Below are 12314 nucleotides of genomic sequence, written 5' to 3'. Positions count from 1 at the left end.
CACCATCAAAATATGGCGCCGATGCGAATGCGTTTTTTTCTCCTCGTAGGACTCATCCTCGCCACCGCCGCCTCCGGTCAACCCACCCCGCCAACGCAGGCCTTCGTGGCCGACGTCACCTCCGCCCCCCTGCGCTCGACCGATGGCAGCGGTTTCGCCCCGGGCGATACGCTCACCATGGAGGGCTGGTTCTACGTCACCGCTCCGCAACCCTATGCCTGGATCATGGGCCGCGGTCTCGCCGCCGCGGGCAACGATCCCTATGTGAGCTGCGCACTGCTGCTGGATGATCAGGGACAACGCCCGGTTTTCTCCTATTCGACCGGCGTCACGGGCTCCTTTCGGCAAATCAACTCCCCGGTCGATTTCCCCCTCAACACCTGGGTTCACCTCGCGGCGGTCATCGCCGGCGACACCAGCCGACTCTATCAAAACGGCGTGGAAGTCGCCTCCGGCAGCGTCAACGGCGCGCCTCCCGTCGAGCCTCAGGTCCCGTTCAGCGTGGGCGTCGCCTACCTCGCCAACGGCGACACCAACTATGCCAGGTTGAAGGGATTTGCCCGCCAGATCCGCTTCTGGAGTGTCGCCCGCACCACCGCTCAGATTAACGCCGCCCTCGGCGAGTCCCTGCCCTCCGATCGCAACGGCCTGGTCGCCGCCTGGCCGTTGGACGAATCGACCGGCACGACCGCCGCCGACATCAGTGGCCAAAACCACTCCCTCACCTCGGGTGGCACGTGGGCCCGCTCCACTGTGATCGAGCACGGACCGTTCTTCGCCTTGGCCCGCTCCCCGCTCCCCCCGGCGGAATCCGATGACTTGGGCGATGCCATCGCCATCGACTTCGACCATGACGGCGATGCCGACTTCATCACCACGCACTCGGCCTATCCGGCCACCTATCCCGAAACCCGTCGACGGTTGCGAGCGTATCGCAACGACGGCGGCACATTCCACGAGGTCACCGACGCCGTGCTCGGCAACGTCACCATGACCGTCGCCCGCCATTGGTGGGTCGGCGACCTTACCGGTGACGCCATCGACGACCTGCTCATCGTTGGTCACGGCACCGACATCCCTCCGTTTCCGGGCGAACAATCCCAACTGCTCGTCGGCACCGCCGACGGCCGTCTCCGCGACGAAACCGCCACCCGGTTGCCCGCCCACATCGGCTTCACCCACAACGTGGCGGTGGGCGATATCGACGGCGACGGCGATCCCGACCTCTATCTCGCCAACATCGGTGGCGGCACCGGCGGACCCCGGATCTATCTCAACGACGGCGCGGGTAATTTCACAAACGCGCCCAATCGACTCCCCGCCGACATCGCCAACCGCGCCGCCGGTTCGGTCTACACGTCATCGTTGTTGCTGGACCTCAACGCGGACGGGGTCGTCGACCTCTTGCTCGGCGGAGACCAGACCGCGAGCAACGAAGTCTTGATCAACGACGGCACCGGCACCTTTGCCCGCGACTCCCGTTTCGTCCTGCCGCCTAAACATCTCGAACCCACCGCCGTCGTCGTGGCCATCACCAGCGGTGACCTCAACGGCGACGGAGCTCCCGACCTCATCCTTTCCGAGACCGGCGGCTCGGCCACCTTGTCCGACGGCACCGTGATTTCCGGCTACGCCTACCCGGGGGTGCAGTTGCTGCTCAACCGCGGCGACGGCACGTTCTACGACGCGAGCGACCGGCTCAACCTCACGTTCGATCCGATCGACCAATGGATCGTCTGGGTGCGCCTCGCCGATCTCGATCGCGACGGTCGTCTCGATCTGGTTTTTCAGGGTGCCTACACTTCCACTGGGGCACCGTTCACCCGCACCATCCTGCTCAACCGCGGCGCGGCCACGTTTGTCGATGCATCCGAAGCTTACCCGGGCGCATTCGAACAGTCCCTGCACGCCTTTGATGCGGACGGCGACGGATGGATCGATCTCGTGGGCGTAAACAGCCAGTCAATCGACGTGTTCCGTTCCACCGGAAACCTGCAACTCACCCCCTTCCTCACCACCGCGGAAAATCCCGGTCGTCTGGTCAACCTTTCCGTGCGCACCCGGGCCGGCACCGGCGACGACACCCTCACCGCGGGATTCGCCCTGAGCGGCAACGGCACCACCCCGCTCCTCGTGCGGGCGATCGGACCGACCCTGAGCGAGTTCGGCGTTCCCGGCGTGCTGACGGATCCAGCCGTGCAAATCGCCCCCTTGGGCGGGGCCACCGTCGCAACCAACGACAATTGGGGCGGCACCACCGACCTACGCACGGCCTTTTCCTCCGTCGGCGCTTTTCCGTTGGCGGCCGATACCAGCGCCGACGCCGCCGTCGTGTTCGAGCCGGGAGCCGGTCCCTACACCGCTCAAGTCACCCGCGGTGGTGGCGTCGCACTCGTGGAAGTCTACGCGCTCGACGCCACGGCGGAAACACGCCTGGTCAACCTCTCCGCCCGCACCCGCGTGGGCACCGGGGCCGACGTGCTCGTCGCCGGGTTTTCAGTCAATGGCAACGTGCCCCGCAAGTTGCTGATTCGCGCCGTGGGCCCGACGCTCGGCACCTACGGGGTCGGAGGCACGTTGGCCGATCCCGTGCTCTCCATCATCCCGCTGGGATCGAGCACCCCGGTGGCGACCAACGACAACTGGGGCGGCAGTCCGGCCCTCAGCGCCGCGTTCGCCCGCACCGGCGCGTTCGCCCTGAGCAGCGCGACCAGCCTCGACGCCGCCCTCGTCATCGAACTTCCCCCCGGCGGTTACACCGCTGTGGTCAGCGGCCAAAACCAATCCACCGGCATCGCCCTCGTCGAGGTTTACGAAGTGCCCTGATCTCCCCACCGTCGCCGTCGATGCACACTCTCATCCCGGCCGACGACGCCCGCAGCGGTATCGACGTTTCCCATACCCAGGCCATCAAACGATGGACCGCCGAAATCCTCGATCTCGGGGATGACGACGTCGTGACGGTCATGGAATCCGCCTGCGTCGATCCCGGCTGCCCCCTCGTCGAATCCACCATCGCGGTTTTTGGGGCCGATGGCTCCACCCGGCGCTGGAAACTCACCCGCCAGCGCTACGCCATTGTGCGGTTCATTGTTGAGCAGGCGCTTGCGCAGTCGCCGACTTGACGGCATTGCTACTCTTCGAACGTGGAGCCCCGGCGAGAATTCTTAAAAAAATCGATGTGGTCTGCCCTCGCACTGTGGGCGGCGCCGCTTGATGTCTGGGCGGCACAAGCCCACGTGCACCTCGTCACCAAGGGCGACACCCTCAGCAGCATTGCCACCCGCTACGGCACCACGGTCAAGGCGCTCAAAAGCACCAACAAGCTGCGGTCCGAACTCATCAAGGTCGGGCAAAAACTGACCATCCCCACCTCCGCCACCGCCCTCCCCACCGCCAGTGGTGCCACCGTGCACGTCGTCGTCAAAGGCGATACCCTCAGCGGGATCGCCACCCAATACGGCACCAAGGTATCGACCCTCAAGCGGCTGAACTCCCTCAAGTCGGACACGATTCAGGTCGGCCAGGAAATCTCCCTGCCCCCCCTTTCCTCCGGCGGCACTTCCCTGCTCGGCCCGGTCATCGCCGCCACCAAAAAGATCCGCGTCCGGCGCAACAATTGGCGCTACATCGTGTGCCACCACAGCGCGATCGAAGCGGGCAACGCCGAGGTCTACGGCAAAGCCCATCTGCGTCGCGGCATGGAGAACGGGCTCGCCTATCATTTTGTCATCGGCAACGGCAAAGACTCCGGCGACGGCGAGATCGAGGTGGGACCACGCTGGGAAAAACAACTGCGCGGCGGCCACGTGCGCAGCAGCGAGGTCAACGACCACGGCATCGGCATCTGCCTGGTGGGCAACATGGAGAACCACCGCCCCACCGCCCGCCAAACCCAGGCCATGCACGAACTCATCGATTTCCTGCGCACCAGCCACACCCGCCGCGGCGTAAAAGTGACCGTGCACAAGTGGGTGGACAAGAGCCACACCGTCTGCCCCGGCAAGAATTTCCCTTACGACGACCTTAAACGGCGCTACGCTTAGGCGGGATCGGAAGGGACATCGGAACTCAATCCGCCGGCACCAGCGCCGCGTCGAGTTTCGCCCGTATCGCGGGTTCATCGAGTGCCACTCCGATGAACACCAGCTCCTGGCGCCGGTCTCCCTTCGGCTCGACCCACGCCGCCCGCACCCCCGGCGGCAGATCGTCCCGCGTCGCCCGCCCCGCTTCGATCATCGCCGCCCACCACGGGTTGAGCGTATCCCATCGGCTGATACCTCCGGCCACGGACAGAAACCCCATCTCGTCGGGCGCTTCCGCTAACCACAAAAAACCCTTCGCGCGCACGAGTCCGGGCAAACCCGATTCGACCAGCGCCTTGAGGTCGTCGCGCCGAAACGGTCGCCGCGCCTGATAAACAAAACTGCGCAGCCCAAACCGAGCCTCGTGCCGCGCCGGCCCGTCCGTCGGCACCGACCGCACCACCGTAGGCCGCGAGCTCGCTCGCGCTCCCGGCTCGTTCGCTCCCCCCACGCCGTTCGCGACCACGCCGTCCGCCACGGCGTTGAGCGTCTTGATCCAGGCCGCGCCACCCAAAGTTTCCATCGCATCAAAACGGACCCGATCCACCAACACCTCGCTCGGCACCTGCCCCCGCTCGGTCTCGATGATCTGCGCCCGCGCATTCAACCCCGTCACCAATGCCGACACCGCGACGCGATCATCGGCCGCCGCCCGGTCGCATTGATTGAGCACCACCAGGTCAGCACATTCGATCTGTTCCAACATCAGTTCCACCAGCGGTCGCGGCGCTCCCGGCATCACCGCCGGATTATTCGCCGCCGAGGTGCCTTCGCGCATGTCGCGCACTTGCTCGGCCAATACCGCCACATCCACCACCGTCACCAGATTGGCCAGGGCCGTGAAATCTCCCAGCGAACGTCCAAACGGGTTTTTCTGCACAAACAACTGCGCCAACGCCCGCGGCTCCGCCACCCCCGACGCCTCCACGAAAATGTGATCAAACGATCCCTCCGCCGCCAAACGCGCCAGTGATTCGCCCAAGTCGTCGCGGTTTGAGCAGCACACGCAGCCGTTCTCCAACTGCACCACCTCCGCGCCCGAATTCACCGTTTCCACCATCGCGCCATCGATGTTCATCGCCGCCACATCATTGACCACAGCCGCCCACCGACGCCCCTCCGCCTGCGCGAGCACATGCCGCAACATCGTCGTTTTACCCGCGCCTAAAAAGCCGCTCAATATCGTCACCCCGGGTCGCTCGTGCTTCGATTCCACGGCGAAAGTGATGACCGGGCCGTCACCGCCAAGTCAACCCGCTGCCCGGGTCAGCGCGATCGGAGTCCGCCCCCTCGCCGTCTCGCGCCCGCCAAACCATTGCGAGTGAATATCAACAACAAGTGCATGCGCGTCCGTGAGCACACTTGCGATCACCCGTGCATCCCCCATGTTGGGCGCAACGTTAGCGAAACCTTAACCGTTGGAGGACCGATCCATGCAAACTGAGACCACAACCGAAACCAAAGCCTGCGCGACCTGCACTCACTTCAAAGCTGCCGCCGACGGCAACGGCGAATGCCACCGACGCGCTCCGCAAATTGTTACGTTCCAAGTCGATGAGAACGTGAAATTTGAATCACGCTTCCCCGCCGTCGCCGCCACCGACTGGTGTGGCGAATACTCCGCCTGAGGACCCACCCGGCGAACGACGCGCCACGATCGATCGTTCGTCGATGGAGAAAAAGACCGCCTTCGGGCGGTTTTTTTGTGTCTGGATGCCGAAACGTGGCCGAACGCCACTCCACGTTATTGCTCTCGGCATGCTCCTAATACGCGTTTTTTGAGATTCGATCTCGTTCAATAACGGCGACTTAGCGAATCTCCTGCGACACTGTCGCAATTAACTCTTGATACAGCGTCTCATTCTCTTTGGCTTCGCATCAGTTTTTGAGAATGAGTCACATTATTGAGATTGATCAGCTGCTTATTGAGATCGCGTCTCCTCTGTCGAAAGAGGCCGACACGATTCTGGATCTGCGTGCCGCCGCCTCCGCCCAGCCTCACCCCGGCCGGTGCGTGATGTGCTATTTCAAACTCCTCGCCGCCGCCCCGTCGGTCGCGGTTCCTCGTCTGACTTCCCTTCGTCGGTGGTTGGAGGCACGCATCGAGATCGCAGCCACCCGCGACTCCGGCGATGTGCTCGAAACCATGCCGCTCGATTTGAGCACCGCCACGGACCTCGAATCCTGCTGCCAGCGCACCATCAATACGATCCTCGAGGATCGTGACTACCGCGCCGGAGCCCCCGCCGTCGCTCTGCAGTTTCGCTTCCGCCCGGCTACCGCCGCTTGAACGCCGATCATCCCATGTCCGTTCCTGCCACCCAGCCCGTCGAGAGCTTCACTGCCGCCGCCAATCAACACTGGCATCAGCGTGGCAGCCGCCGGACCCAGGTGCGTGATGTGATCTGCAAAGTCGTCGCGGAGCGGCCGGCCTTGTTTACCGCCGAGCAGCTCCATCCGCTCGCCCGCGCCGTGGATCGCGGCATCTCCCTCGCCTCGATCTATCGCACCTTGAGCGACCTTTGTGCGTTCGGCCTGCTCCACGAAAGTCGCGGGGCCCACGACGAGCGTTGCTACGCCGTGGTTTCGCCCGAACTCGTGGGCAAGGTCGCCAGCGCCGCCACCCTCGTTTGCCGAGACTGCGGCGAACTGCACCCGCTCGACAACTCCTGCCTCGTCATGCGCGAGGGCTTTGCCGCCAAACAGGCCGGCTTCAATCCGCGCAAACTCGATCTGCGCATCGAAGCCGACTGCGAGTCCTTCCGCGCCACCGGTCACTGCGACCGTGCCAACCGCGATTCCACCCAGCCCTGATTCATCGATCTTTTCACTTTCGATCCGCCGCTCACGCGGATCGGTCACAACGGTCAGTTCGCCGCCGGGTTTGGTCACCCGGCGGCATCCGTCCCTCCCTCTTTTTCCTACCATTTCCTTAATCTGTCCCGCCATGAAATCCACGATCGCTCCTTCCGCCTCGTTCTCCAACCAAGCGCCGCGCCGTAGCACGCCGTTTGCCGCGCTCCTCGTCGCCAATAGCATCGCCACGGTTGCCGCCACGGCCCAAACCACCGCGACCACGCCTTCCGCCGCCGATGACGACGTCGTCGAGCTCGAACAACAAACCGTCGAAGGCGAGCGCGTCCGCCAGCTCGCTTCGCCCAAGTTCAACGCGCCGCTGCTCGACACGCCGCAGACGGTCACCGTCATCTCCCAACGCATCATGGAGGAACAGGCCGCCTCCTCCCTGCGCGATATCCTGCGCAACTCTCCCGGCATCACGTTCCAGGCCGGTGAAGGCGGCACCCCTGCCGGTGACCAGATGACCATCCGCGGTTTCAGCGCCCGCACCGACATGTTTGTCGACGGCGTCCGCGATCTCGGTGGCTACGCCCGCGATTCCTTCAACCTCGAACAAGTCGAGGTGGCCAAGGGACCGACTTCCGCCACCGCCGGTCGCGGTTCCACCGGCGGCTCGGTGAACCTCGTTTCCAAGTCACCTCACGGTCTCGAGCGCCAGACCGCCTCCGTCGCCGTCGGCACCGACTCCTACAAGCGCGCCACGCTCGACATCAATCAGCCGCTCAACGAGGACCAAGCCGCACGCGTCAACCTCATGTGGCACGACGCCGGCGTTCCCGGTCGCGATGTCGTGGAGAACACCTCCTGGGGCGTCGCCCCGTCCTTCGCCCTCGGGTTGTCCAAACCCACCAAGGTCACCTTTGCCTACCAACACCTGGAGCAGGACAACGTGCCCGACTACGGCATGCCCCGCCAGACCTACTCCTACGATCCGGTCGTCCCGTTCTCCAACTGGTATGGTCTCAAGGCGCGTGACTTCGAGAAGATCGAACAAGATCTCGCGACCGTCACCGTCGAGCATCAAGGCGACGGTTTCTCCCTGCGCAACCTCACCCGCTACGGTCGCACCTACCGCGACTCCGTCACCACATCGCCCCGTCTGCTTTCCGGCACCACCGACACCATTCGCCGCAACGACTGGAAGTCCCGCGATCAGACCGACGAGGTGTTCTCCAATCAAACCCACCTCGCCGCCGATCTGAAGACCGGTGACATCAACCACGCCCTCAGCGCCGGCGTGGAATACTCCCGCGAGAACGAGATCAACTACACCCGCGTGGAAGATCCCGCCACCGTTTTCCCGGAGACCGACGTCTACAATCCCAACCCCGACGATCCCTACAACGGCAACATCACCCGCAACGGCGCCTACAACGAGGGCAGCGGTGAAACCATCTCGCTCTACGCCTTCGACAACGTCTTCGCCGGCCAGCAATGGCAGGTCTTCGCTGGTGCCCGCTACGACCACTTCACCGCCGACTACGACACCGTCGATGACACCGGCGCGAAGACGTCCTACGGTCGCACCGATGCCGAGATTAGCGGCCGTCTCGGCTTCATCTACAAGCCGACCACCAACAGCAGCTTCTACGTCGGCTACGCCAACGCCTTCAACCCGTCCGCCGAAGGCCTCAGCCTCGCCTCCCGTCGCACCGATCTCAGCGACGTCGATCCCGAACAAACCGACAGCTACGAACTCGGCGTGAAGTGGGACACCATGGAAAGCCGCCTGTCGCTCGGCGCCTCGCTCTTCCGCACCGTCAAGACCAACGCCCGCACGCCCGGCATCGATCCCAATGATCCGCCCATCGTGCTCGACGGCGAGGAAAGCGTCAGCGGCGTCGAACTCAGCGCTGCCGGCCGCATCACCCGCGGTTGGGATGTCTTTGCCGGCTTTGCCTACATGGACAGCGAAGTCGAGGCCTCCAACACCGCCGGTCTCGAAGGCGTTGAACTCGGTCTCACGCCGCGCAAGACGTTCAACTTCTGGTCCACCTACGCCCTGCCCGGCGGCATCACCATCGGCGGCGGCACGCAGTATATGGACAGCGTCCCGCGTAACACCGCCGAGGCGGCTGAAACCATTCCCTCCTACTGGCTCTTCAACGCCATGGCCAGCTACGCCTTCAACGAGCAACTCACGCTGCGCCTCAACGCCACCAACCTCGCCGACGAAACCTACATCGATCGCGTCGGTGGTGGTCACCACATCCCCGGCCAGGGCCGCCAGTTCATCCTGTCCGCCTACTACACGTTCTAAGCCGTTCCGCAGACTCGCGTGCCTCCGTTGCACGCGAGACGCCATGTCGGGCGTAAAGTCAGACCACCGCCCGTGAGGCGCGGGTCGGGCTTTGCGCCCGACATTCCCATTCACCGGCCCAAGCCGTCCTCTTCTTTTCTTCGCATGATTCTTTCCGTCACCGACATCATCACACCCGAGACCCTCGCCACCTGCCGGGCGCAGCTCGAAGCCGCCGACTGGGTCGACGGCAAGGCCTCCGCCGGCCACCAGGGAGCCCTCGTTAAAAATAACGAACAACTTCCGGCCGAACACCCGGTCGCGGTCGAGGTCGGCAACGTCCTGCTGCAGGCCCTCAGCCAAAACCCGATGTTCATGTCGGCCGCGCTGCCGCTCAACATCCTGCCCCCGATGTTCAACCGCTACGCCGGGGGCCAGACGTTTGGCACCCACGTCGACGGTTCGATCCGCACCATTCCCGGCACCGGCCAGCGCCTCCGCACCGACTTGTCGTGCACATTCTTCTTCTCCGAACCCGATGAATACGACGGCGGCGAACTGATCATCGAAGACACCTACGGTTCCAAATCCGTAAAACTCCCCGCCGGTCAAATGGTGCTCTATCCGTCCACCAGCCTGCATCGCGTCACCCCCGTCACACGCGGCACCCGCCTGTGCTCGTTCTTCTGGCTGCAGTCCATGATCCGTTCCGACCAACAGCGCTCGACCCTCTTCGATCTCGACGTCGCCATCCAACGCTTCGGCAAGGAAATGGCGACCCATCCGTCCGTCGTTCAATTGACCGGAGTCTATCACAACCTGCTTCGTCAGTGGGCCGAAATGTGACTCCGCCCCATCGTTCACTTCTTCGCCATGTGCCCCCGGCCCGACCGTTCACGCCCCGCTCTGTCCCGCCGATAACGAGCACAGTTGAAAGCGTGAGAACCATGCCAACGTCTTCCGTGTCACTTTCATCCCCTGCCGTGCCCTCCTCGGCCACGGACAGCGCGCGCGAGTGGCTGGAGCGTGGTCACCTGCTCGCCGCCTCCGGCCAGCACGGTGACCTGGTCGCCGCCCTCGATTGCTACGATCGCGCCCGCAATTTCTGCGATGCCGCCACCGGTGATCCCGACAATCTGCGGCAACTGGGACTGGCGTGGATGAATCGCGGCAACATCCTGCAACAACTGGGCGAGAGTCAGGACTGTGAATCCGCTCTCGACGCCTACGATACCGCCCTCGCCGCCTTTCGCACCATCCGCCACCAACCGGGAGTGCTGAACACCATCGGCGCCGCGCTCCTCAACCGGGGAGGGGCCCACCAGCGCCACGGATTGATTCGCGCCGCCATCGCCGACTACGCCCTCGCTCGCACCGAACTTGCCCCCCTCGTTCCGGATGGCGATTTCAGCGCCACCCGCAACGCGGCCGGTGCCACCATCAACCTGATTCAACTCCAACTTGAGCAAGCGGCCGTTCCACCCGACGCTCTGGATCAACTCGCCGCCATGCACGATGCGTTGTCCGCCCGCGCCGCCCGCGACAGCATCGCCGCCACCCTTTCCCTCGAGATCAGCCGGCTCGAACTGCTGCTGCGCGAACGCGATCTCGATTCCAACTCCCTCGCGGACTTCACCGACACCCTCGAAGCCGCCCTGGCCCTGGCCGTGAATTGGTGCCACCGGCCTCACCCCACCGCCTCCCGCCTCGCCGCGCAACTGTTCGAATTTGGTGCCCGCACCTACGCCGCCTACCAACCACAGTTCTTGCTCGAATATCTCCGTGACGCCCTCGACCCCGTCACCGGTCCGGCCCCCTTCGCGCGTCAGCCGATGTATCAACAAATCGCCGCCGCGGTCCTGCGCCAGTTGCGCGATGAACTGGATCGCCCCCGCGTGTTTCAAGCCGACGAAACCGCCAGTCACAACATCGCCGCCCTTCGCCACGAACTCGGCCAACCCATGCCGTGGCTGCACGCCTCTCCGCTCTCATCGTGAATACGTTCCGCCAAATCCTCTTCTGGACCCACCTCGTCGCCGGTCTTGTCGCCGGCCTCATCATTTTCGTCATGTCGTTCACCGGCACGATCATCGCCTTCGAGGACGAGATCGTGGCCTGGGCCGAACGCGACGCCCGGCGCGTCGAGTTCCCCGCCGGATCCGAACATCTGACGCTCGATCAACTCAGCACCGCGTTCACCGCCGCTCATCCGGACAAAAAGCCCAGCGCTATCACCGTCAGTGCCGACCCCGCCGCCGCGGTCACCTTCGCGATCGGACGCGGTGAGGCGTATTATGTAAACCCCTACACCGGGGAAGTCCGTCAGCCGGCCTCCACCGGCATGCACGATTTCATGCACACCATGGTCGCGTGGCACCGCTGGCTCGGCCGCGAAGGCGACAGCCGCGCCGTGGGCAAAGCCATCACCGGTGCCAGCAACACCGCCTTCGTCGTGCTGGCCGTGACCGGCCTCTACTTGTGGTGGCCGCGCAAGTGGCGCCTCAAGGGCCTCAAGCGTTCGCTCTGGTTTGTGAGATCTTCCACTGGCAAAGCCCGGGACTGGAATTGGCACAATGTATTCGGCTTCTGGTTACTCATTCCCATCACCGTCATGGCCGTCACCGGCATGGTGATTTCCTACCGTTGGGCGGGTAACTTGATCTACACCGCTGTCGGCGAGGAACCACCCGTCCGCCGCGGACCTCCCGGCCCCCGCTCCGGTGACGACGGCGCGCCTGACCGGTCGGCCCGCGCCGTCGCGCCTTCGCTCGACTCAGTCTACGCGGCGGCCGCCACCGATCAGCCGGATTGGACATCAATCAGCTTACGTCTCCCCGTCTCCGCCCGTGCGTCCGCCACCGTCAAAGTGCCCGGCACCTGGCCGCGCACCGCTTCCACTTCGCTCACCATCGTCGCCGGCCAAGTGACCGAGCGCTCCGAGTTCGGTGATCTCAGCACGGGGCGCCAGCTTCGCACGTGGTCACGCTTCCTGCACACCGGTCAAGCTCTCGGCTGGGGCGGTCAACTCATCGCCGCCATCGGCTGCATCGGGGGGTGTTTCCTCGTCTACACCGGCTTCGCCCTCAGTTGGCGACGTTTCTTTCCCGGCCGTAAACCCACGGCTGTTTGAT

11 protein-coding genes are annotated in these 12314 nt (G+C 64.4%); 10 read left to right on the top strand and 1 reads right to left on the bottom strand.

All coding sequences use genetic code 11. The features are described 5' to 3' along the window. Positions 1-27 precede the first annotated feature (27 nt). Genes PXH66_RS01460 through PXH66_RS01450 form a run of 3 tightly spaced genes read left to right on the top strand, consistent with a single transcriptional unit; the run spans position 28 to position 4046 of the window. A complete protein-coding gene (locus tag PXH66_RS01460) occupies positions 28-2826 on the top strand; it encodes an FG-GAP-like repeat-containing protein (protein WP_330932198.1) in 2799 nt (932 codons plus the stop codon). Positions 2827-2846: 20 nt separating this feature from the next. Then, positions 2847-3125: a hypothetical protein gene (locus PXH66_RS01455; RefSeq protein ID WP_330928721.1), complete on the top strand. Its 279-nt coding sequence runs from the start codon at positions 2847-2849 to the stop codon at positions 3123-3125. A 54-nt stretch (positions 3126-3179) separates the two neighbouring features. Then, a complete protein-coding gene (locus PXH66_RS01450) occupies positions 3180-4046 on the top strand; it encodes a peptidoglycan recognition protein family protein (RefSeq protein ID WP_330928720.1) in 867 nt (288 codons plus the stop codon). 25 nt (positions 4047-4071) lie between these two features. On the opposite strand, the gene PXH66_RS01445 is transcribed toward PXH66_RS01450, so the two are convergent. Next, positions 4072-5301, bottom strand: a complete 1230-nt coding sequence (locus tag PXH66_RS01445; RefSeq protein WP_330928719.1) for a CobW family GTP-binding protein — start codon at positions 5299-5301, stop codon at positions 4072-4074. A 217-nt stretch (positions 5302-5518) separates the two neighbouring features. Between PXH66_RS01445 and PXH66_RS01440 the strand changes: the two genes are divergently transcribed. From PXH66_RS01440 to PXH66_RS01410, 7 genes are all read left to right on the top strand, one after another. Continuing rightward, entirely contained in the window at positions 5519-5713 is a 195-nt protein-coding gene (locus PXH66_RS01440) for a hypothetical protein (protein WP_330928718.1), read from the top strand. 263 nt (positions 5714-5976) lie between these two features. After that, positions 5977-6375, top strand: a complete 399-nt coding sequence (locus PXH66_RS01435) for a hypothetical protein (RefSeq protein ID WP_330928717.1) — start codon at positions 5977-5979, stop codon at positions 6373-6375. A gap of 14 nt (positions 6376-6389) precedes the next feature. Further along, positions 6390-6899 carry a Fur family transcriptional regulator gene (locus PXH66_RS01430; protein WP_330928716.1) on the top strand — a complete coding sequence of 170 codons (510 nt, stop codon included), beginning with the start codon at positions 6390-6392 and terminating at the stop codon, positions 6897-6899. Positions 6900-7032: 133 nt separating this feature from the next. Continuing rightward, a complete protein-coding gene (locus tag PXH66_RS01425; RefSeq protein ID WP_330928715.1) occupies positions 7033-9204 on the top strand; it encodes a TonB-dependent receptor in 2172 nt (723 codons plus the stop codon). Between the two features lie 144 nt (positions 9205-9348). Beyond that, a complete protein-coding gene (locus tag PXH66_RS01420; protein ID WP_330928714.1) occupies positions 9349-10029 on the top strand; it encodes a Fe2+-dependent dioxygenase in 681 nt (226 codons plus the stop codon). Positions 10030-10166: 137 nt separating this feature from the next. Next, a complete protein-coding gene (locus tag PXH66_RS01415; protein WP_330928713.1) occupies positions 10167-11180 on the top strand; it encodes a hypothetical protein in 1014 nt (337 codons plus the stop codon). After that, positions 11177-12313, top strand: a complete 1137-nt coding sequence (locus PXH66_RS01410; RefSeq protein WP_330932197.1) for a PepSY-associated TM helix domain-containing protein — start codon at positions 11177-11179, stop codon at positions 12311-12313. The genes PXH66_RS01415 and PXH66_RS01410 overlap by 4 nt, the downstream gene beginning before the upstream one ends. Position 12314 lies beyond the last annotated feature (1 nt).

This window comes from Synoicihabitans lomoniglobus, assembly GCF_029023725.1.
In the GTDB taxonomy this organism is placed as follows: domain Bacteria; phylum Verrucomicrobiota; class Verrucomicrobiia; order Opitutales; family Opitutaceae; genus Actomonas; species Actomonas lomonigloba.
This window is presented reverse-complemented; position numbering and strand designations above follow the sequence as displayed.